General features: G+C 54.7%; 22 protein-coding genes and 1 riboswitch. Of the genes, 14 read left to right on the forward strand and 8 right to left on the reverse strand.

Going from position 1 to position 18553, the window contains the following annotated elements; genetic code table 11:
- Positions 1-80: 80 nt before the first annotated feature.
- Positions 81-560: a glutathione peroxidase gene (locus ACFSO0_RS13965; RefSeq protein ID WP_376881295.1), complete on the reverse strand. Its 480-nt coding sequence runs from the start codon at positions 558-560 to the stop codon at positions 81-83.
- Between the two features lie 163 nt (positions 561-723).
- Between ACFSO0_RS13965 and ACFSO0_RS13970 the strand changes: the two genes are divergently transcribed.
- The 3 genes from ACFSO0_RS13970 to ACFSO0_RS13980 all read left to right on the forward strand — a co-directional run bounded on the left by ACFSO0_RS13970 (position 724) and on the right by ACFSO0_RS13980 (position 2914).
- Positions 724-1050, forward strand: a complete 327-nt coding sequence (locus ACFSO0_RS13970; RefSeq protein ID WP_376881296.1) for a YlaH-like family protein — start codon at positions 724-726, stop codon at positions 1048-1050.
- Positions 1051-1059: 9 nt separating this feature from the next.
- A complete protein-coding gene (locus ACFSO0_RS13975) occupies positions 1060-1332 on the forward strand; it encodes a hypothetical protein (protein ID WP_376881298.1) in 273 nt (90 codons plus the stop codon).
- A gap of 181 nt (positions 1333-1513) precedes the next feature.
- Complete coding sequence (locus ACFSO0_RS13980; protein WP_376881300.1) at positions 1514-2914, forward strand: hypothetical protein; 1401 nt, start codon at positions 1514-1516, stop codon at positions 2912-2914.
- A gap of 6 nt (positions 2915-2920) precedes the next feature.
- Here the strand turns inward: ACFSO0_RS13980 and ACFSO0_RS13985 are convergent, their stop codons facing one another.
- Positions 2921-3250, reverse strand: coding sequence for a DUF5665 domain-containing protein (locus ACFSO0_RS13985; protein ID WP_376881302.1), 330 nt, complete (start codon positions 3248-3250; stop codon positions 2921-2923).
- Positions 3251-3394: 144 nt separating this feature from the next.
- On the opposite strand from ACFSO0_RS13985, the gene ACFSO0_RS13990 reads away from it, so the two are divergent.
- The 3 genes from ACFSO0_RS13990 (at position 3395) to ACFSO0_RS14000 (ending at position 6508) form a co-directional block, all read left to right on the forward strand.
- Positions 3395-3853: a pyridoxamine 5'-phosphate oxidase family protein gene (locus ACFSO0_RS13990; protein WP_376881304.1), complete on the forward strand. Its 459-nt coding sequence runs from the start codon at positions 3395-3397 to the stop codon at positions 3851-3853.
- Positions 3854-3940: 87 nt separating this feature from the next.
- Positions 3941-4060, forward strand: a riboswitch (SAM riboswitch).
- Between the two features lie 94 nt (positions 4061-4154).
- Positions 4155-5318 carry an aminotransferase class I/II-fold pyridoxal phosphate-dependent enzyme gene (locus tag ACFSO0_RS13995; RefSeq protein WP_376881306.1) on the forward strand — a complete coding sequence of 388 codons (1164 nt, stop codon included), beginning with the start codon at positions 4155-4157 and terminating at the stop codon, positions 5316-5318.
- Positions 5315-6508, forward strand: coding sequence for an aminotransferase class I/II-fold pyridoxal phosphate-dependent enzyme (locus tag ACFSO0_RS14000; RefSeq protein ID WP_376881308.1), 1194 nt, complete (start codon positions 5315-5317; stop codon positions 6506-6508). The genes ACFSO0_RS13995 and ACFSO0_RS14000 overlap by 4 nt, the downstream gene beginning before the upstream one ends.
- Before the next feature lie 35 nt (positions 6509-6543).
- Here the strand turns inward: ACFSO0_RS14000 and ACFSO0_RS14005 are convergent, their stop codons facing one another.
- Positions 6544-7164: a YhcN/YlaJ family sporulation lipoprotein gene (locus ACFSO0_RS14005; protein WP_376881310.1), complete on the reverse strand. Its 621-nt coding sequence runs from the start codon at positions 7162-7164 to the stop codon at positions 6544-6546.
- Positions 7165-7339: 175 nt separating this feature from the next.
- Between ACFSO0_RS14005 and ACFSO0_RS14010 the strand changes: the two genes are divergently transcribed.
- Positions 7340-8674: a PhoH family protein gene (locus tag ACFSO0_RS14010; protein ID WP_376881311.1), complete on the forward strand. Its 1335-nt coding sequence runs from the start codon at positions 7340-7342 to the stop codon at positions 8672-8674.
- Between the two features lie 341 nt (positions 8675-9015).
- On the opposite strand, the gene ACFSO0_RS14015 is transcribed toward ACFSO0_RS14010, so the two are convergent.
- Entirely contained in the window at positions 9016-9492 is a 477-nt protein-coding gene (locus ACFSO0_RS14015) for a DinB family protein (RefSeq protein ID WP_376881313.1), read from the reverse strand.
- 138 nt (positions 9493-9630) lie between these two features.
- Between ACFSO0_RS14015 and ACFSO0_RS14020 the strand changes: the two genes are divergently transcribed.
- Positions 9631-10077, forward strand: a complete 447-nt coding sequence (locus ACFSO0_RS14020) for a hypothetical protein (protein ID WP_376881315.1) — start codon at positions 9631-9633, stop codon at positions 10075-10077.
- Positions 10078-10156: 79 nt separating this feature from the next.
- On the forward strand, positions 10157-10675 hold the full coding sequence (locus ACFSO0_RS14025) for a hypothetical protein (protein WP_376881316.1): 519 nt from the start codon (positions 10157-10159) through the stop codon (positions 10673-10675).
- Between the two features lie 62 nt (positions 10676-10737).
- Here the strand turns inward: ACFSO0_RS14025 and ACFSO0_RS14030 are convergent, their stop codons facing one another.
- A complete protein-coding gene (locus ACFSO0_RS14030) occupies positions 10738-11241 on the reverse strand; it encodes a hypothetical protein (RefSeq protein ID WP_376881317.1) in 504 nt (167 codons plus the stop codon).
- A 55-nt stretch (positions 11242-11296) separates the two neighbouring features.
- Between ACFSO0_RS14030 and ACFSO0_RS14035 the strand changes: the two genes are divergently transcribed.
- Positions 11297-11944 carry an MBL fold metallo-hydrolase gene (locus tag ACFSO0_RS14035; protein WP_376881319.1) on the forward strand — a complete coding sequence of 216 codons (648 nt, stop codon included), beginning with the start codon at positions 11297-11299 and terminating at the stop codon, positions 11942-11944.
- Positions 11945-12037: 93 nt separating this feature from the next.
- Positions 12038-13357, forward strand: a complete 1320-nt coding sequence (locus ACFSO0_RS14040; RefSeq protein WP_376881320.1) for a CapA family protein — start codon at positions 12038-12040, stop codon at positions 13355-13357.
- Between the two features lie 10 nt (positions 13358-13367).
- On the opposite strand, the gene ACFSO0_RS14045 is transcribed toward ACFSO0_RS14040, so the two are convergent.
- Positions 13368-14444 carry a coiled-coil domain-containing protein gene (locus ACFSO0_RS14045; RefSeq protein ID WP_376881321.1) on the reverse strand — a complete coding sequence of 359 codons (1077 nt, stop codon included), beginning with the start codon at positions 14442-14444 and terminating at the stop codon, positions 13368-13370.
- A 129-nt stretch (positions 14445-14573) separates the two neighbouring features.
- Here ACFSO0_RS14045 and ACFSO0_RS14050 point away from each other — a divergent pair, with 129 nt between their 5' ends.
- On the forward strand, positions 14574-15710 hold the full coding sequence (locus ACFSO0_RS14050; RefSeq protein ID WP_376881322.1) for a class I SAM-dependent methyltransferase: 1137 nt from the start codon (positions 14574-14576) through the stop codon (positions 15708-15710).
- Positions 15711-15764: 54 nt separating this feature from the next.
- Here ACFSO0_RS14050 and ACFSO0_RS14055 read toward each other — a convergent pair whose 3' ends face one another.
- Positions 15765-16031, reverse strand: a complete 267-nt coding sequence (locus ACFSO0_RS14055) for a DUF2626 domain-containing protein (RefSeq protein ID WP_376881324.1) — start codon at positions 16029-16031, stop codon at positions 15765-15767.
- A 132-nt stretch (positions 16032-16163) separates the two neighbouring features.
- Positions 16164-16862: a helix-turn-helix transcriptional regulator gene (locus ACFSO0_RS14060; protein ID WP_376881326.1), complete on the reverse strand. Its 699-nt coding sequence runs from the start codon at positions 16860-16862 to the stop codon at positions 16164-16166.
- 274 nt (positions 16863-17136) lie between these two features.
- Here ACFSO0_RS14060 and ACFSO0_RS14065 point away from each other — a divergent pair, with 274 nt between their 5' ends.
- On the forward strand, positions 17137-17514 hold the full coding sequence (locus tag ACFSO0_RS14065) for a Spx/MgsR family RNA polymerase-binding regulatory protein (protein WP_376881328.1): 378 nt from the start codon (positions 17137-17139) through the stop codon (positions 17512-17514).
- A 183-nt stretch (positions 17515-17697) separates the two neighbouring features.
- The gene (locus tag ACFSO0_RS14070; RefSeq protein WP_376881330.1) at positions 17698-18456 is read left to right on the forward strand and encodes an enoyl-CoA hydratase/isomerase family protein; all 759 of its coding nucleotides are present in this window, start codon (positions 17698-17700) and stop codon (positions 18454-18456) included.
- Positions 18457-18553: the final 97 nt, after the last annotated feature.

Genomic DNA, 18553 nt, shown 5'->3' on the forward strand with positions numbered 1-18553 from the left:
CTTACATATTGCAGGAGTACGGAGGGGGTGGCCTCTTGGCAAAGCAAAAACCCCCGCGAAAAGGTGCGGGGGAGGAGGCGTTACGCATTCAGCAAAGCTTCGATGTCGCCAGTCAGCTCTTCCGGCTGGATGCGCGGGCTAATCCGCTTGGCGACCTGACCGTCCCGACTGATGAGGAATTTGGCGAAATTCCACTCGATGTCCTCGCCATTGCCTTCTGGCGCATGGGATTTTACATATTGATAGAGGGGATGCGTGTTCGGCCCGTTGACGTCCACCTTGGCGAACAGCGGGAAGGTGACGCCGTAGGTACGGTCGCAAAACGCGGCGATCTCCTCCTCGCTGCCCGGCTCTTGTCCGGCAAACTGGTTGCACGGAAAGCCCAGTACGACGAGCCCCTTGTCGTGATAACGTTCGTAAAGCTCCTGGAGCCCTTTGTACTGCGGCGTCAGCCCGCATTTGCTGGCGGTGTTGACGATCAAAAGCACCTTCCCTTTGTACGCGGCCAACGTCTGCTCCTCGCCGTTGATCGTGGTTACTGCTATGTCATATACGCTCATCGTTCTTCCCACCTTTTTCATTTTCACAGCCATCATAACACGCAAGTTCGCATCGCAGCCAGAGCCCAAGGTGCAGCCGGGAGCGGGCATAACAAGTTTTGACAGGATATGTTCCGCCTGATAAAGTAAAATGGACAGATGCGGCACAGGAGGAATTCTCATAATGGATTGGATTCAATTGGCTTCTACCTATGTTCCTGCCAACCCGGACCAATTGTCTGCCTTTGACAGCTTCCGGTTGTGGGCGGATCACAATCGCGCCTGGATCTTGTTTGTCCAGCTGATATTGGTGTACTACCTGGGTTTTGCCACCCGGATTCGCATGCCTATTCTGAAAACGATCTTATTGTACATACTGTTGTTCGCAGGCAGCCTGATTTTTGCCATTCTGGATGTTCAGTTGCCTGTCAAGAGCGCAATGCTTGTGGCCATTTTGATTCTGGTCATCGTCAAAGTGCGGATCAAGCCCGAACAAACCCGGAGAAAGTGAGGCTTGCCATTGAAACGCGAAGATGCTCTCTTTAATTGGCTCCAGATTCAGGTGGTGGCGGATGCGCGTCCGGACGATCGCTCCGCACAGGAAACCGCAGCTTTTTTTGCCGAGCTGCTGCGAGAGGACCATCAGATGAGCGGGCTCGGTTATCGCCAGGAAGGCCCATGGTACATCGTCTTCGGCCAGGCAGGGGCAGAGAGTCTGGAGAGCCGGTATCCTGCCGAGGCGGTAGAGTCGTTGCTGCAAGCGATCGAGAACGAGCCCAAATACAATCAGTGAGAAAGGCTTTTCCAGCTTCCGGACCGTACGGAGGAGGGGGAGGCCTTTTTGCTTGGAGAGGCAGCCGCAGTAGGTACAAAGATGCGGTTTTGCGGCAGGTGCAACCTATTCCCCTGATCTGCCGTCTGTAAGGATGCCCCGGTCAAGCAGGGGATTACTGGCAAGAAAGAGGGGAACGGTCTTGAAAAAAATAATGACAAAGCCTGTGCTCGCGGTTGTTGCTGCGACTGCCATCATGGGAGGATTGACACCGATTTTCGCGGATGCGAGCTCGTTTGCTTCGCCGAGCGCGACCAAGGTCGTCATGAACGAGGAAGGCAAGCAAGTCACGCGCTACAACCTGAAGGAGTTGGCCCAAAATGATCCGGAAACGTTGAACATGCTGCTCAAGACGCAGGCGGAGCATCTGTACATCATCGTGGATGAATTGAAGCTCGACACCAAACTGCAGACATATATGGAAGAAAACAAGGAAGAGTGGGAGCGGGTCTACAACCAGTATTACAGCGACATCTGGCTGGAAGTCCGCTTTACGGATGAAAAAGAAGAGATCGTGAGCGTCAATGCGCAGACGAAAAGCAACAAAGTGTATATCAAAGGAATTGTGACCGAGGACGTCACCAAAGTCATCGTGAAAAAGCCGACCGGCGATCACATCGAAGTCGTGCCGACGAGCGAGCATTCGTTTACCGTCAGCTTTGCCGCGCAGGATATGTCGACGGACCCGTACGTTACCGTGGAAGCCTACGCGGGCAGCACGCTGGTGGACAGCGAAAAGGTGAAGGTCATCTCGCAAGCGGAAGAAGCAGCGCACCTGATCATCCATAGCGCAGCAGTGCTGGATGCGAAAAAGGGCGAGCTGAAAATCAAAGGGATCGTCAAGCTGGACGCTGACAAAGTGACCGTGACTTACAACGGCGTCAATGGAGAGGCGAGCGTCAAAAAGCTGTGGGATGGCGTGGGCATCTTCAGTGTAACCCTGAAAAACGTCAAGGAAGCAGCGAATGCAAAAGCAGCAGTCGAAGTGTTCGAGGACGGGGAAAAACGCGACGCAGACAGCATCGATGTCAAGGTTATCAACGCGCCGGTCAAGGAAGTGCCAAACACGTACGCCATTACGGGAACGGCGGCATTCGACCCGAAAGCCTTCAACATACAACTGAAAGGAACCGTCGTCGGCTGGTCGAAAAACAGCGGCGTCAAGCTGATGATTACCGGACCGGATGGCAAAAAGCAGGAAGTGAAGATCGGCGCTAAAGGAGAGTATTCCTGGAAGTTCTCTTTGAAAAATCGTAACACTGATCTCAAAGGAGTCCACCTCGAACTCTATGCAGGCGACAAGCTTGTGAAGCAGATTGACATGACGGCCTCCATCTCCAAGGCGGTTACCGATGCGCTGAAGCAATGGGAGAGCGAGGCGAGCGAAAAGCTGGAGAACAAAAAGAAACATTTGCCAAACGGCAATGCGTACGGCTTTTGGAAAAAGCACGGTGAATGGTGGACCCAAGGCGGGAAAGACGACAAGCGCGACGATGACAAAAAAGACAAGGACGACAAAGGGAAAGACCGCAACGACGACTAGGAATCGTTACGGCTGGTTGTACGACTGCAAGTATTCGACGAGATCGCGGATGTAATCGCCGATGATCGGAATGGATAAAAACTGAGACAAGAGGGAGCCGAGCAAAGCGAGCACGATGGCGGTTCCGATTGTCAGCCCAAGACCCCGGGCAAGACCTGCGAGGAAGTTGATCCAGAGCAGCTTGCGCGGGGCTGTGTAGTTTTGGACGATGTCAGCCAGGCGAATATCTTCGAGAAACATGGCGATTTTGTCCATGCGTTCGTTCAGCTTGCGCACTTCTTTGATTTCCTGCAAAAGCTCGTCGATCTGTGTGAGCAAACGGTCGGTGGGAGACATCGACAAACCTCCGTTTCACGGTCGTCTTTTTCTACCAGTTTAGGGAAAAACAGTGCGCGGAGCAAGCGCCCGAGGAAATGTTTGCCTATCCTTGCGCAGATGGGTACAATAAACGTACGAAACGTACACAAGGAGGCATCGTAAATGGCTGAAACCGTTTCCCGATCCCTGTCGGAAGAATTGTTTGGACTCTTGCAAAAAGAGCGCTTTGTGACACTGGCTACCATAGACCATGAGTCGGGTTCGCCTTCGCTCAGTTCCTTGTCGTGGACGTTTGCTCCTACAGTCGAGTCGATCCGTTTTGCTGTGGACAACCGGTCGCGAATTTTGACGAACATCGCCAAGGAGCCGCAAGTCGTCCTGCATCTGATCGGCGCGGGTTCCTCCTATGCCATCTACGGTCGCGCGGCCTTGAAAACCGAGCGGCTGGAAGGTGTCCCCTTGAAGCTGGCCATGGTCGAGATCGCCATCGACGCAGTCAGGGACATCATGTTTTACGGCTCTCGCATTTCAGCGGAGCCGCAGTACGAAAAGACATACGACAAAAATGCGGCTGCCAAGCTGGACAATCAGGTGATGGAAGCGTTGAGAAACGCCCGCTGAAAGCGCCTGTTCGCACGGCGGAAATTCCCGTTGACAAAGCAGCAACCCATCCCTTATTATTAGGATCAATTAAATTGAATAGCAAACTTCTTATCCAGAGAGGCGGAGGGACTGGCCCGATGATGCCCGGCAACCAATCACCTGTACAGTTACAGGAAGATAATGGTGCTAATTCCTGCAGAGTTATGTAACTCTGAAAGATGAGAAGGTCTTGCTTACGGCGACGTAAACAAAGCCTTCTTTCAGAGGAAAGGGGGCTTTTTTCATGCCCCTCGCACACGAATGGAGGGAGAGAAATCATATGCATTTGGAGACAAAACTGGTTCAGGCAGGAGTAGGAAAAGACGAAAAAACGGGGGCCGTCAACTTCCCGGTCTACTTCTCGACAGCTTACCGCCATCCTACCTTGGGAGAGAGCACCGGGTTTGATTACTCGCGGACGGCAAACCCGACACGCAGCGTATTGGAAGAGACGATTGCAAGCGCAGAATCCGGAGACGCCGGGTTCGCGTGCGCTTCCGGGATGGCTGCCATCCATACGGTCATGGGGTTGTTTTCCCAGGGAGACCACCTTATTGTCTCCCTCGACTTGTACGGCGGAACGTATCGGCTGTTTGAGCAAGTGTTGTCACGCTACGGGCTGACCTTCAGCTACGTGGATTTGCGCGATCTTGGGTCCGTAGAAGCAGCGGTGACGCCGCAGACGAAGGCCGTTTTCGTCGAGACGCCAACCAATCCCCTGATGCAGATTACAGATATTCGCCAAGTCGTGCAACTGGCAAAGCGGCACGGTCTGCTTACGATCGTCGACAATACGTTCATGACTCCGTACTGTCAACGCCCGCTGGAGTTGGGAGCCGACATCGTGCTGCACAGCGCGACGAAGTATTTGGGCGGGCACAACGATGTCCTCGCTGGCCTGATTGTAACCAAAGGGCAAGAGTTGTCCGAAAAAATCCGGTTTTTGCACAATTCGATCGGAGCGGTACTCGGGCCGCAAGATAGCTGGCTTCTCGTTCGCGGGCTGAAAACGTTGGCCCTGCGTATGGAACGGCATGAAGCCAATGCGTTTGCCATTGCCAAAAAGCTGCGCGAGCACCCTGCGGTCGCAGAAGTGTTCTATCCGGGACTGGCAGAGCATCCGGGACATGATGTGCAGAAGCAGCAAGCGAGCGGGTTCAGCGGAATGGTTTCCTTCCGTGTCCAATCGGTGGAGCAAGTTAAGCCGTTCCTGAAACATTTGCGCATCGTCTCCTTTGCGGAAAGTCTGGGTGGCGTCGAGTCGCTGTGTACATACCCGGCGACGCAGACCCATGCAGACATCCCTGCAGAAATCCGCGAGTATGTGGGCGTATGCGATCGGTTGCTCCGCCTGTCGGTCGGCATTGAGCATCCGGACGACCTGATCGCAGATTTGTCTGCGGCGCTGGATGCGAGCCTGGCTGTTGGGGGGAATGTACGATGAACTTCGCCACTCGTGTGCTGCATGGTACATCGTGCTTTGATCCGGTCACGGGCGCGTCGTCGGTACCGATTTATCAGGCATCTACGTTTCATCAGGCCGATCTGGATCGGCCAGGCACTTTTGATTACGCCCGATCCGGCAATCCGACCCGCCAGGCGCTGGAGGATGCAATCGCCGGTCTGGAAGGCGGCGAGCGGGGATTTGCGTTTGCTTCCGGCATGGCGGCCATCTCCAGCGTATTCATGCTCTTTTCGGCCGGGGATCACGTGATCGTGGCAGAGGATGTATACGGAGGGACGTTCCGCTTTTTGACCCGGGTGCTGTCGCGGATGGGCATCACGGTGACGTTTGTGGATGCTACCCGGATCGAGGACATCCGGGCTGCGATCACTCCGCAGACGAAAGGCATTTACCTGGAGACGCCGTCCAATCCGACGCTGAAGGTGACGGATCTCGCAGCCGTCTGCAAGCTCGGCAAGGAACACAGGCTTTTGATCATCGTGGACAATACGTTTTTGACCCCGTACTACCAACGTCCTCTGGAGCTGGGAGCGGACATCGTGATCCACAGCGCGACGAAGTTCATCGGCGGACACAGTGACGTCGTGGCCGGCCTGGCTGTGACTCGCGACGCTGCGCTGGGCGAGCAGCTCTACTTCATCCAGAACGGCATGGGGGCGATCCTCGGGGTGCAAGACTGCTGGTTGGTCATGCGCGGACTGAAAACGCTCAAAGCCCGCCTCGATGTCAGCACGCACACGGCAGACAAAATCGCCCGCTGGCTGAACACCCATCCCGCCGTCTCGCGCGTCTACTACACCGGCTTGTCCAGCCATCCCGGCCATGCCATACAGGCGTCGCAGGCGAGCGGTCACGGAGCTGTCCTGTCCTTTGACGTCGGCAGCAGGGAGCGGGCCAAAGCATTGTTTGACCGGGTGAAGCTGCCGATTGTGGCGGTAAGCCTTGGCGCAGTCGAAACGATTCTTTCCTATCCGGCAGCGATGTCCCATGCGTCGATGCCTGCTGCCGAGAGAGAGTTGCGCGGCATTACCGATGGATTGATCCGCCTGTCCGCCGGGCTGGAAGATGCGGACGACTTGATCGCCGATCTGGAGCAAGCGCTGGCTGCATTGCCGCCGCTTGAGACGGCCCCTTTGCAGACGAAAAAAGAGGCATTTTCCCGGGCGTAGAGCCTGGGCGAGTGCCTCTTTCTTTGTGCTGATTTTTATGGCGCGCCTGTCCGATTGACGTTGATCTTGTCGTGTCCTCGCGGGGAGGACGGACTGCTCTTGTTGATGCGCTGCTCGTTTTCCTGGGACGGCGTCTCCTCGCGCTTGCGCACATCGCGAGGCATCTGCGGGATGATGCGTCCCACAATATCGGCCAGCTCTTCGGCAAAACCGGAGACCGGATGCCCTCTGCGAATATCGGCGGTCATTTCCCGCAGACGCTGCACGATGTCAGGATCGGCGGTCACGACGGCATTTGCTCCCTGCGGGTCTTCCTTCAACGCTTCTGCGACCGTGTACTTGATGACGCCTACCTCCGGACGGTCCAGATGGGCGTCCACGTCTATGCCGACGACCGCGTATTTCCCGATCACGACGGCCGTGGCTCCATTTACCTTTTTCACGCGGGTCGCCAGCTGGACGAGGCGGTCTGCCGTGGCTTGCGAGGATTGGTTGTAAGTCGGTGCCGGGGCGGTTTGCTGAACGCGCTGCGTATGCGGGGCTTGCTGATTGGGCTGTGGCGCAGCCTGGTTGGCCGACGGATGCTTGCCTGACATGCATCCGGCAAGCAACAGGCTAAGACCTAGATATCCAATGGCGGTCCGTTTCACAATCATTCTCCCTTTCCCGGTGGTTACGTGTATTTTGTCCTGCTCGCCTTTTTTCATTCTGGCAAAGCTCCGTCTAACTGTGTAGGGCCCAACATAGACTGTAGTACATCACGTCACCGCACCAGAGCATCCTTCCAAAAATTGCATAGGGTATATAAGATGGGTAATAGGAGGCGAGATTTTGAAGAAAATCTACGTACTGGACACCAACGTACTCCTGCAAGATCCGCGGGCGATGTTTTCCTTCGCCGACAATGAAATCGTCATACCCGCAGTGGTGTTGGAAGAAATTGATTCCAAGAAGCGGTACATGGATGAAATCGGCCGCAATGCTCGGTACGTTTCGCGATTGCTGGACAGCTTCCGTGAACTGGGACATTTGCACACGGGAATCACACTGGAGACAGGCGGGCTGTTCCGTGTGGAGCTGAATCACTCCTCGCTGCATAAACTGCAAAAACAGTTTACGGAAATGACAAACGACAACCGCATCCTGGCTGTCGCGCTCAATTTGCAGGAAGAAGAAAACTTGTCGCCCCAGCCGCGCCCGGTCATTCTGGTCAGCAAGGACGCGCTCATGCGTGTGAAGGCGGATGCACTGAGTCTGACCGCAGAGGACTTCCTCTCGGATCGGGTCGTAGGCGAATATTCCAGCATTTACACGGGGTATCAGAAAATGATGGTCGCTTCGGATATCATCAAGTCGTACTACGCGACACGAAAGCTGCATTTAGCCTCCTGTTTCCCCAAGTACCGATTTTACCCCCATCAATTTCTCGTGCTAAAAGACGAGATCAACCCTTCCATCTCGGCGATCGGCAAGGTTGACCCGGATGGCAAGACACTGGAGATGCTCGTATCGGACGATGGCCCGATGTGGGGAATACGAGCCCGGAACGTGCAACAGCGCATGGCGGCTGAATTATTGCTTCGCGACGACATTCCCCTGGTTACGATGACCGGCAAGGCCGGAACAGGAAAAACCCTGCTGGCGCTGGCCGCAGGTCTGCTGCAGATCGAGGATCAACAAAAATACAAAAAGCTTTTGGTGGCACGACCCATTGTTCCCCTTGGAAAAGACATCGGCTACTTGCCCGGCGAAAAGGAAGAAAAGCTGAGGCCGTGGATGCAGCCGATTTACGATAATCTGGAGTATTTGTTCAACACGAAGCGTCCTGGAGATTTGGACAAAATATTGGCGGGGATGGGCAGCTTGCAGGTGGAAGCGCTGACCTATATTCGCGGGCGGTCCATTCCGGGCCAGTTCATCATCATCGACGAGGCGCAAAACCTGACGAAGCATGAAGTGAAGACGATCCTGACACGTGTCGGGGACGGTTCCAAAATCGTGCTGATGGGCGATCCGGAACAGATCGACCATCCGTATCTGGACGAGAGCAACAACGGTTTGACATACGTGGTGGAATTGTTCAAGGATCAGAAGCTGGCCGGACACATCAAGCTGGAAAAAGGGGAGCGGAGCGTGCTGGCACAACTCGCCGCAGATATTTTGTAAACGATGTGTATAGTCTGTGCCAATGCGGACCATACTAGCTATTGTCGAGCCCGATGATTCATGGTAAGACGGAACAAAGCCTTGCAGGAGGCGAAGAGCCGTGGATACACATGATCAGGCAGTCGGCGAAAGTCGGTCAGGTGGAACCAAAATTCTTTAGGTAACACAAGCTCTGTTACGGAGGTTGAAGTGCCAAAGAGAATGATCGGTAAAACCTCATAGCAATTCGGGCTCGACAAGGACCGCTCCCGGTTTGGGGGCGGTTTTCACGTCTTTGCCTCCTATGCCTGCTGCACGCACAAAAGCCCGGAACAGCTTCCGGGCCATTTGGATGCGCTTGTTTATTTGCCAGACTTTACGGCTTTCAACAGAAGGCCGAGCGCGTTGGCGTGCATGCCTTCGTGGAACAGGGAGAAGGCGAACATTTCTCCCAGGGTGTGCATGGTGCCTTTGTTTCCCAGGTGGAATGGCTGCGGGAGCTTCTCGTCCAGGCGCCCGGCGAATGCTTCCTTGATCCGGGCTTTTTGCTCCTCCAGTTGGGCAGCGAGCGTTGCCAGTGTCGGGACATCGCCAGTCCAGTCAGCAGGCTTGCTTCCCGGCTTGAACAGCGCCGGATACGACTCCGGCAGATGAGGACAGCTCGGGCCGTACATAAACGAGTCCTGTGTCACCAAAATGTGACCCAGATTCCAGCGAATGTTGTTGTTGAATCCTGCGGGGATCACGTCTGCAATCTCTTCAGAAGCATTGTTCAAAGCGCCGAGCGTGAGGCTGCGCACCAGGTCGTAGGTATCCATGATGAAAGTATTGTTGGACATAGCAAGAACCCCTTTCCTGAAAATGGTGGTACGGATACATGTTACCGCAAACGGGGAAGAAAGAAAACGGTGTCGCGGAGTTTTTTCGGCAAGATGTCCCTGTTTCTCCATACATATAGGAACAGGGAGGGAAATGTCATGGTCAGTCTCGATTCGTCTATTGCTTTTTTGATCTACATCACGGCCGTATCCAGCGCAGCGGCGGGAATCACCGAGGCGTGCAAATCCGTCATTCCGTTCCTTGCGACCGATTACGAGCCGGAAAACGACTGCTGGGAGGACGTGAATCACGCAGCGCGGCTGATGCATTATAAACGTTTTGTTAACCTGGTTATTTCGGTAGTATCGGCGGGTGTCATCTTTGGGGTGATGGGGCTGGACCCTGCGCTTATCCTCACCGGGGCGGAGAAGGTGTACGTCGAGGAGCCGTGGAAGGTCGGGACGTGGATTTGGGGGATCGTCGCCGTGTTTGCATCGCCGCTTTTTGCCTCGCTGCTAAAAATTTTGGAAGGTTTCAAGAATTCCGTGAGCACCAATCAGCCCCCGAACCGGCCGCGCCGGAAAGTGACGGGACCGCGCGAGTAGAACAAGCATTCTTGCTGCTCTGCCGTCCGTGCGGTAAGATAGCGATGTACATACCGGCTGGGAAAAGGTGGACGAAATAGTGAACGATCGATATGGCAAAATGGTTGTGATGTTCCTGCTGGCGCTGGTGCTCCTGTCAGCGTGCTCCTCTGCCGGGTTCGATCCCGAGAACGAAAAGGAATACGGCGTCAGCGGCATCTACCTGGGACAAAACGTGCAGGAAGCGATCGACGTGCTCAAGCCGACCCGGGCTGACTTCATGGACATGGTGTCGAGGCAGTCGTACACCGTCGAGCAAATGGCGCAAGGAGCGGGCGATGCGGTGATGGGAATCCTGCAGGTCGGCCGTACGCAAATCGTGGTGAAAGTGCGGCGCGGCAAGCTGCAATCCATCATGCTGAGCGGAGTGCCACAGGAGGACGCGGCGAAGTTCAAGACGGCGCGGGGACTGGCCATGTACGATTCTGCCGAACAAGTGCACAAGCTGTACGGAAGGGGAACAGGGAAACAGGAAATCGTCTACCAGGGAAGCCGCTGCAAGGCGAGCTTCGGGCTTGAAGGCAGCAAGGTGGCCTGGATGAAATTTGAGAGCCTGTGAAGAGAGCAGGAAAAAGGGAAGGTGCACGTCGATTCGATGAGCTGCCTTCCCTTTTTTCGCTCTCATTCCCCGCGATGGAGCCACACCAGAGACTGGCCGTATGCCCGGGCGATACCGTCCGCGAGCTCCGTCTGGGCATTGTCGAGGATAAAGACCGGTGTAGATGAAGCGGTGGCAGGAAACTGGCCGGAAACGTGCTCGCGCAGCTGCTCCTGTGCTGCCCAGCGATCCTGTTCATTTTCTGTGCCCCCTGCGAATGTGAACAATGCGACGCGTTCTGCATACAGATAGAGATGCTCGCTCTGGCTGACGAAGCCGATGTCCTCCACGGTGTCGATTTGAGCGGAAGAGGGGAGGAGCAAAAGGGAAAAGCGGTCACCGAGCATGCCGGATTTGCTCAGCACCGCTTCGAGCTTGTCCCGTTCTGCTTCGTTTTCCACGATGAAAAGCAAGTTGTCGCGGTCGAAGACATTGACATGGTCTCCGATTTTATGTATGACTTGAGCATAGAAGCCTGGGAGTTTGCCAGCCGGTACGTGAATTTCAACGCCGTACATGTGACGCATGTCTCTCACCTCGTTGCTTTTTTTCTTATGGTATCAGAAATTGAAGGAGGTTCCCATGAGCGACCAACATCTATCCATTCAGTCGTTTCCGTTGGGCGGATTCCAGACCAACGCCTATGTCTTGACCAATACCGCTACAGGAGAGTCGATCGTCATCGATCCCGGCATGCAGCCGCAAGTGTTGCTGCAGGCGATCAAGGACAAAAAGGTAGTCGCCATCCTGTTGACGCACGCCCATCTGGATCATATCGGCGGGCTGAACGATGTACGCGCCTTGACCAAAGCGCCTGTATACATCCACCCGCTGGAGCAGGAATGGCTCACGAACCCGGACCTGAACGGTTCGAGCCGATGGAATCTTTCCGAGCCGATCATTTGCGAACGGGCGGAGCACGAGCTATCTGACGGACAGATGCTGGAGCTGGCCGGCTTTTCGATCCGGGTATTGCATACCCCCGGACATTCTCCCGGAAGCTGCTCGTTTGTGATCGGCAAGCATTGCTTTGGCGGCGACGTACTGTTTGCGCAGAGCATCGGGCGCACGGATCTGCCCGGCGGGGACTACGAGACGCTGATGATCAGCATTCAGGATAAACTGTTCGAACTGGACGACGATACGATCGTCTATCCCGGTCACGGTCCGAAGACGACGATCGACACGGAGAAGACGTACAATCCGTTTGTGACAGGCTTGTTACGATAAAGCGGAGCGGGTGGGTTACATTCCCTTTCGAGAAAGGATTTCGGAAGGGGGCGGCGAAAAGGGAAGGGTCACAAGGAAAAGGAGTTTTTCGTTATGAAGGAAAAATGGCGTTGCCTGGCGATGATCCTCGCCTTTGGCTGCCTAAGCATCGCGGGCTGTGTCCCGTATGCAGCCAATCCGGATACGCCCGCCGACCTTTTGGCCCAGTCGGATTCCCCTGCCCATATGGCTGAAGGAAGCGAGCAGCTGCAGCAGACAAATACGCTGCCGGAAGCTGCCTCGCGAAAACAGAATCAGCCTTCGCCCACGGAGCAGGCTTCTCCCTCGAATCCTGCCCCTTCGCGCTTTCCCGAACAGCGCCTCACGTTGATGGCGGTAGGAGACATCATGGTGCATCAGGAGCAGCTCGACGCTGCCTGGAACCCCGGCACCAGAACGTACGATTTCCACCCGTTTTTTACAAACGTCATTCCCCTTTTTCGACAGGCGGATTGGGTGGTCGGCAACCTCGAAACGACGATGAGCGGTAGTGCATCCGGATATACGGGCTATCCGATGTTCAACACCCCGGCAGAGCTCGGCCATACGCTGAAAGACGTCGGTTTTACAGCAGTTTCGACTGCAAACAACCATTCGCTGGATCGCAAGGAGCCGGGAATCTTGCAGACGATCAGGCATCTCGATGAGGCAGGCTTGCTGCACACCGGCACATTTGCCAGTGCAAAGGAGCGCGAGGAGCCGCTGCTGCTGCAAAAAGACGGTTTCACGCTGGCACTGCTGTCGTACACCTACGGCACCAACGGCATCCCGATTCCCGATGGCAAGCCCTATCTGGTTAACCTGATCAAGCCGGAGTTGATCAAACAGGACATTGCCCGAGCCCGTGAAAAAGGGGCGGATCTGGTGGCGGTCGCCCTGCACTTCGGAGTGGAGTACCAACGCTTGCCGAACGAAGCGCAGAAAAAGACGGCAGAGCTGTGTCTGCAATACGGAGCCGATCTGATCCTGGGCGCGCATCCGCACGTGGTGCAGCCGTATGAATGGAAGACGGTCACGCTGGAGGACGGACGGGAACACAAAGGATTGATCGCCTATTCGCTGGGCAACTTTATCTCCGCGCAGCGCTGGGATTACAAAGATGTCGGCGCCATTCTCAAGCTGACGCTGTACAAGGGCGCATCGGGCGAGGCAAGCATCGAGAGCGCCGAAATGATTCCGACCTACGTCCATTTTTACCGCGAGGCAGGGAAGCGCCACTACGTCATTTATCCGGTGCCGCAGACGCTGGCCAGGCTGAAGAGCAAAGAGAAAATTCCGACGCTGACGAAAGACGCGATCGCCTATATGCGGCGTCTGGAGGACGAGATGGCCGTCCATGTAAGTACAGTCGTTTCCAGGAAAAAAGCCAGCTGACGTGAGCTGGCTATTTCTTTCCAAAGCCGAACGGCAGATTGAAGCGCAGGTGAAGCTTGAGCTCCTCGTTCATCATCGTGATGCCTTCTACTTGAATATTCGGGGAGATCAGCCCGGGGTAAAAGCCAAGGTCGTACATTTTCTCCATGTCCGCGATGGTTGAGGGCGGCAGGGCAAACCCGTCGTAATACAGCTCGTTGATGTGAAATTTCAGCGCTGTCGGCGACACAAGCTCGTAAGTCCCGACGAGACGCAGCTGTATATGGTCGTACGTCCCTTCGACGATCAGCTTGTTGTCTTCAAAGGAAAAATGGGACTGCTTGAACAGTTCGTCCTTGCTCATCAGGAACTGGTTGAATTCGTTCTGCTTGATGGTGAGCGTGTGCGAAAACAAGCCGTCCGACTGGATTCGCTCCGGTGTGACAAGCTCTGGCACCTGGACCATGACATCCGCGAGCAGCCCGAAAAAGGTCTGGAATGCAGGCAGGCCGCGCTTTTGCCAATCGTCGATGAGATTGTCCATGAGCGCTTCGACCTCAGCGGGGTCGTCCAGCTTTTGCACGTTTTTCTCTTTTTCCGCCTGAATGGCCAGCATTTCGGCGAGTTGTGCCTCGTATTTTTTCCGCAGATCTCGCAGCTGTTCGAGACGGTTGTGTTCGTCCTCCTGCATGGTCACGAGCTTGGCGCGCTCCGTCTGGTACATCTCCAGCCGCTGCATGTCGTGGTCGTACAAGAGTTGGATGAAATCGAACATCAGGAGAAATTCGTTGAAATTGTCTGCATTGAACAGAAGGGTCAGAAGATTGGCACGCTCTCCTGTATAGTAAGCTCTCGCCACTTCGCCCGCATGGCGGTGCATGGCTTCTATGACCAGCTTTTGCCGTTTCAGGTCCAGTTCGAGCTGGGCGAGATCACGCTGCGCCCGGGTCTCCTCTTGTTTGATCAGCGTGAGGGTTCGCTCCAGTTCCTTTTGCGTAAAATGCTGCTGCAAGATCAGCTGCTCCAGGGAAACGGGCTTCTCCTCCTGTGCGAATACCGTCAGCGGGCACACAACAACAAGGAACAGGATGAGCAGAAATTTGCGCATGATTTCACCTTTTGTCTTGTGATAGAAAGCGGTGTACCGGATGCAATGACCTATTCTCTCCACATTGTATGACTTCTTTTCGTATTATAGCCTTATACGGATGAATTTGGATAGCAGGAGAAGAGCCCAATGGAACCAATTACAGCAATTCGCGAAGAAATCGCGGCCGCACCGGAAAAAGCGATTCCGTTTGCAAGGTACATGGAGCTGGCGCTGTATCATCCGGCTTGCGGATACTACATGACGGACAGGCCCAAGGTAGGAAAAGCCGGAGACTTTTTTACGAGCGCGGCAGTCCATCCCGTTTTCGGAGAGACCATGGCCGATGTCGTCCTGGACATGTGGCGGGCAAATGGCATTGAGGAGCCTGTGCTGGTAGAGATCGGGGGAGGGACGGGTGCGCTTTGCAAGCATATGCTGGACCGCCTGCAGGAGTCGGCGCCTGACTTGTATCGCGCCTTGACCGTGATCCTGATCGAAGCGAGCCCGTATCACAGGGAGCTGCAACAGGAGGCGATCCGCGCGCACGAAGTGAACAAGCGCTGGTATTCGTCGCTGCGCCAGGCCGCTGCCACAGAGCGAATCACTGGAGTCATCCTCTCCAATGAATGGCTGGACGCCTTTCCCGTGCATATCGTGGAAAAGACGGCAACGGGCTGGCAGGAGGTCTGGGTGACAGCAGGCGCAGCAGGATTGGAAGAAACGTTGAGAGCTGTCACCCCTAAAGCGGCTGCGTTTTTGCAAGAATGGCAGCCCGACGTGCCGAGCGGGGTCAGAATTGAAATCAACGCGGGAATGGAGCAGGCCGCGAGAGAAGTAGCAGCGCTTTTGCAGACAGGGTATGTCGTGACGATCGACTACGGGGATTTGCAGGAGGAGTTGTACCATCCGAGCCGCAAAAACGGAACCTTGATGTGCTATTACCGCCATCAGGCCCATGACAATCCGTATCTGCATCCCGGGCAGGAGGACATCACGGCGCATGTCAACTTTACGGCGTGGAGCAAGTACGGGGAGCGGGAAGGTCTGCGCGAGGTCGCGTATATGCGGCAGGACAAGTTTTTGCTGCGCAGCGGGCTCTTGCAAAAGGCAGTCGCCCACACAGACCGCGACCCGTTTACCAGTATCGCGATGAAACGCAACCGGGCCATCCAGCAGCTCATCGACCCGGCGGGACTGGGCGGACGGTTCCGGGTCATGGTCCAATCCAAGGGAAGTCTTGCGCAGGATAGTTTGCGTTTTCTGTCTGATGCGTTTTGGAAGTAGATTGATTTGCAGGCAAAAAGAAAAAAGATGCTCGAAGGTGAGCATCTTTTTTCTTTACAGCATCATTTGCAGCATTGCGTGTTCTCCGCCGCCAACCGGCATTACGAAGAAAGTGTAGTAGGTAAATCCTACAAAAGACAGGAACATAAAGCCAAAGAAGATGTTCAGATACACTCTTTCTGTGAGGTTCATGTAGCTGAGCGCTACGAAAAATGCTGTCAGACCGAAGAAAATGAGCGCCATCGGGTACAAACCGCCCCAGAAAGACATCAGCGCGATAGCGATGGTCCAAAAACCAAGAACGCGATACATGCGATCCATCTGTGTCCCCCCTTTTGCATAGATCGGTAAGATTTACAAGATTCCTTCCCCATTATATAGGACGGGCGTAGGCGTGTAAACGGGAAGGTATGACGGTTTTTTGGCAGATAGGAAAATACAGGGCATTCTCTTTCAATAGTGAATCACCGTATAATTACACGAATTGCAGCCGCCAATCATGGACTCGTCCTCACGTAATTCAATCTTCCCCAAGTATGTCTCAAATATGCCCATCAAGAGCGCGTTGTGCATCCGGCAGACGGATTGGGGATACTTTTTGGCCGTATCCTGGAACGTGCAATTGTTTACCCGAAAACGAAGAACGCCATCTGCCAGCACTTCGATTTCCGGTTTCAACCCTTGCGCCACGACGAGCTTCTGGATGTGGCCCAGTTTTTCTTCCATAGTAGCAGTCGCAAGTTTCAGGGCGCTTTTGGCTACAGCCCGTTTGGCCATCTCGGTGCCCATGCGATACCCCATCTTGATCAGTGCGGCTTCGCCTGCTTCTCCGAGCGAGAGCAAGGTCTCAATGGCAATGTCGGCCAATAGCTGATAATCGCGGGGAGGGAACTGCAGGCTGACCACCTGGTCGGACAGCGAGTACAGGCGGCAGGGACGACCTCCCTTGCCGCTTTTGTCTGTCACGGCAGTAAGCAAATGAACGTCTTCCAATTTCGTCAAGTGCAGCCGCGCGACGTTCGGATGAATGGAGAAATGGTCGGCGACGTCTTGTACTGTAATCGGATCTTTGCTGTATGCGACGTATTGGTAAATGGAAAAACGGGTGGGGTCAGCCAAAGCGCTTGTTAACTTTTGTGCATCGCAATCCATGCTAGAACCCCCTTCATAAGCAAATCACCATAAGTGTATCCGATTTTTCACGGCTTGTTAAGGTTGTAGTGTGCAACGGTCGACATTCCTCCACTTTTCGCGGCTATATTTTAGATTAACTACTATTGACATAGTGTTAAACGGGCATTTATAATCCGTAGTAAAGAAGGTTTTTTTATTATCTTACTTTTTGCAAGTGGTCGTCCCAAGCTGGACGACGAACATTTAAGGTGGTAAATGTCCGAACCGTATAGATGAGATGGAGGGGTAACCGATGGCAGTTGCCGAACGTACACGCACAAACAAATTAACGTTTTTCACGTATCCAAGCTGCACATCCTGTCGAAAAGCAAAGGCATGGCTGGCGGAAAACGGGGTGAAATACGAAGAGCGTCACCTGTTCAAAAACCCGCCGACAGCAGAAGAGCTGATGGACATCATCAAAATGACTACCAACGGGCTGGATGAAATTTTGTCGACACGCAGCCAGCGTTTCAAAAACCTGGACGTGGACATCAACGAGATGTCCGTCAAGGAGCTGCTGGAAATGCTCAGCGAAGAACCGCAGCTGTTGAAACGCCCGATTTTGACCGATGGCGAAAACCTGATTGTCGGCTATAATTCGTCTGCCATGAAAAACCTGCTGTCGTAACAGCGGGAGCATACAGAAGCAGCACTGCAAAGAGGGGGCAATAGCCGCCTCTTTTTTCTTTTGCCAGACAGGATGCGGACCTGGTGCCAAAGAGTGCAGCCCGGCTTCAGATTCCTGCATAGGATTTTGCCCAGGCAGAAGGTAAAATAAAAAAGAAACGCCAGCAAAGGATGGGAGCAAAAGATGGAGACGATACAGCTAGTCAAACAGGATGGAGTGGCCACGATCACGTTGAATCGGCCGGAAGTACATAACGCGATCAGCATGGAGCTGGTGGACGAACTGACAGCGGTCATGCAAGACTGTCAGGCGGACGAGGAGGTGAAGGTGTTGATCGTGACGGGAACGGGAAAGAGCTTCGTTTCCGGGGGTGACCTGAACCAGTTTATCGCGGCTCGCGGCCATGAGCAGGCGTATCCGCTGCTGAGCAAGGTCGCCGGCCTTTTGTCCGCGATCAACCGGTTCCCCAAGCCCGTGATCGCGATGATCAACGGAGCGGCCATGGGCGGAGGGTGCGAATTTGCCGGGGCGTGCCACTTCCGCTTCGCCAGCGACCGCGCCGTGCTCGGCTTTGTGCAAATCGGCATGCACATCACGACGGGCTGGGGTGGGGGCAGCCGCCTGCTGGACAAGCTGCCGGAATCCAAGGCGCTTGCGCTGCTGCTCACGGGCGAGAAGCTGACCGCTGAAGAAGCGAAGCGGTACGGCTTTGTGGACGAAGTCTATCCCGCCGAAGAACTGCAGGGGGAAGTGATGCGGTTTGCCCGCAAGATTGCAGCGCAGCCTCTGGTAGGCATCGAGCGGTACATGCGTATGCTGCAGTGGAAGCGAGACGGGATCAGCCAGGAGGAGCGGGTTCGCATGGAGGTCGACCAATGCGCAAAAATTTGGGGCAGTGATGAGCATGTGGCGGTCGTTGAAAAATTTTTAGGGAAGAACTAGGCGGCGGCCGGGAAAGGTTCCTTCCGTTTAAACATTTATTCGCTTGGACATACTTTTTCTAGTAGAAAGCGATTCTACAAGAGTAGGGAAAAGCATA

It is taken from the genome of Brevibacillus sp. GCM10020057, from assembly GCF_042683565.1.
Lineage (GTDB): Bacteria > Bacillota > Bacilli > Brevibacillales > Brevibacillaceae > Brevibacillus.

Excerpts from the sequence above, each read along its gene's own strand:
- ACFSO0_RS13965 (WP_376881295.1), bottom strand. The coding sequence starts at position 560 with ATGAGCGTATATGACATAGCAGTAACCACGATCAACGGCGAGGAGCAG.
- ACFSO0_RS13970 (WP_376881296.1), top strand. The coding sequence starts at position 724 with ATGGATTGGATTCAATTGGCTTCTACCTATGTTCCTGCCAACCCGGAC.
- ACFSO0_RS13985 (WP_376881302.1), bottom strand. The coding sequence starts at position 3,250 with ATGTCTCCCACCGACCGTTTGCTCACACAGATCGACGAGCTTTTGCAG.
- ACFSO0_RS13990 (WP_376881304.1), top strand. The coding sequence starts at position 3,395 with ATGGCTGAAACCGTTTCCCGATCCCTGTCGGAAGAATTGTTTGGACTC.
- ACFSO0_RS13995 (WP_376881306.1), top strand. The coding sequence starts at position 4,155 with ATGCATTTGGAGACAAAACTGGTTCAGGCAGGAGTAGGAAAAGACGAA.
- ACFSO0_RS14000 (WP_376881308.1), top strand. The coding sequence starts at position 5,315 with ATGAACTTCGCCACTCGTGTGCTGCATGGTACATCGTGCTTTGATCCG.
- ACFSO0_RS14005 (WP_376881310.1), bottom strand. The coding sequence starts at position 7,164 with ATGATTGTGAAACGGACCGCCATTGGATATCTAGGTCTTAGCCTGTTG.
- ACFSO0_RS14015 (WP_376881313.1), bottom strand. The coding sequence starts at position 9,492 with ATGTCCAACAATACTTTCATCATGGATACCTACGACCTGGTGCGCAGC.
- ACFSO0_RS14020 (WP_376881315.1), top strand. The coding sequence starts at position 9,631 with ATGGTCAGTCTCGATTCGTCTATTGCTTTTTTGATCTACATCACGGCC.
- ACFSO0_RS14030 (WP_376881317.1), bottom strand. The coding sequence starts at position 11,241 with ATGCGTCACATGTACGGCGTTGAAATTCACGTACCGGCTGGCAAACTC.
- ACFSO0_RS14035 (WP_376881319.1), top strand. The coding sequence starts at position 11,297 with ATGAGCGACCAACATCTATCCATTCAGTCGTTTCCGTTGGGCGGATTC.
- ACFSO0_RS14040 (WP_376881320.1), top strand. The coding sequence starts at position 12,038 with ATGAAGGAAAAATGGCGTTGCCTGGCGATGATCCTCGCCTTTGGCTGC.
- ACFSO0_RS14045 (WP_376881321.1), bottom strand. The coding sequence starts at position 14,444 with ATGCGCAAATTTCTGCTCATCCTGTTCCTTGTTGTTGTGTGCCCGCTG.
- ACFSO0_RS14050 (WP_376881322.1), top strand. The coding sequence starts at position 14,574 with ATGGAACCAATTACAGCAATTCGCGAAGAAATCGCGGCCGCACCGGAA.
- ACFSO0_RS14055 (WP_376881324.1), bottom strand. The coding sequence starts at position 16,031 with ATGGATCGCATGTATCGCGTTCTTGGTTTTTGGACCATCGCTATCGCG.
- ACFSO0_RS14060 (WP_376881326.1), bottom strand. The coding sequence starts at position 16,862 with ATGGATTGCGATGCACAAAAGTTAACAAGCGCTTTGGCTGACCCCACC.
- ACFSO0_RS14065 (WP_376881328.1), top strand. The coding sequence starts at position 17,137 with ATGGCAGTTGCCGAACGTACACGCACAAACAAATTAACGTTTTTCACG.
- ACFSO0_RS14070 (WP_376881330.1), top strand. The coding sequence starts at position 17,698 with ATGGAGACGATACAGCTAGTCAAACAGGATGGAGTGGCCACGATCACG.